Annotated in this window: 1 protein-coding gene; it reads right to left on the bottom strand. The window is 52.7% G+C overall.

Features of this window, described 5'->3' with window-relative positions; genetic code table 11:
* Positions 1 to 107: 107 nt before the first annotated feature.
* Positions 108 to 821: transposase (locus ACOCD2_RS22995; RefSeq protein WP_419626209.1), on the bottom strand; the 714-nt coding region annotated here is incomplete at its 5' end.

The raw sequence follows: 821 nt of genomic DNA, 5'->3' as shown, positions 1-821 counted from the left end.
GGATATTGTCGTTTGCAGGGAGCGATTACTACAAAAATCCCGTTTTTTGGGCGACTGCCATCCTGAGCTGACGCCCCATTTCAAAAAACGGTCGGTCCCTGCTGGATTCAGGCAGGCTTCAAACGCGCCAACCTCACCATATTATGCGTAACAACCGCCGACCACACGTAAGCCTTGAAATGCTCCAATCCTTTCCAGTTGCATCGCCGCAAGCCAAAGCAGCGTTTCAGGTACGAAATACCCGCTTCAATGCCTGCCCGAAAGTTGCGCAGCTTACGATAGACCCAGTCACTTTTGGCCATCTCCTCGACCTTCAAGCCTTTTTTCTTGTGAAAAGCCATGTCCTTCACGCCTTTCGCTTTGGCCTCTTTCAGGTTGTCTTTGCTGGCATAGCCACCATCGACAGCCATTTGTCGGGGCGCCTTGCCGTAGTGTTGGATGTGGCGGTTCAGCATCGGCAGAAACCGTTCCGTATCGGCCGGATTACCCGCTTCGATCATCACATCCAACACCAGCCCGCTTTGTCCCGTCATCAGGTTCAATTTATGCCCATACTGGATATCCCGGCTACCTTTGACGATGATATCCGTATGCGCTTCAAAGAGGCTGAAGCTCTTTTCCCGCGCCGGCACTTTTTCTCCATGGAAGACACGGCGTTCCGTTTGTTCGATTACCCGTTCGATCAACACGCGATAGTGCGCCACTTCCATCAACCAGGCTGTGCAAGTGGCAGGGTCTACCCGCAAACCCGCCAATGCCTGGTAAACCGGCTCGATATACGACAGGCTCATTCGTGTCACCTGGATCAGATCCTGGTATAA

Origin of the sequence: Thiolapillus sp. (genome assembly GCF_048562965.1) — a bacterium.
GTDB classification, from domain to species: Bacteria; Pseudomonadota; Gammaproteobacteria; order Chromatiales; family Chromatiaceae; genus Thiolapillus; species Thiolapillus brandeum_A.
The sequence above is the reverse complement of the archived record's forward strand: the minus strand, read 5'-3'. Positions and strand labels throughout refer to the sequence as shown.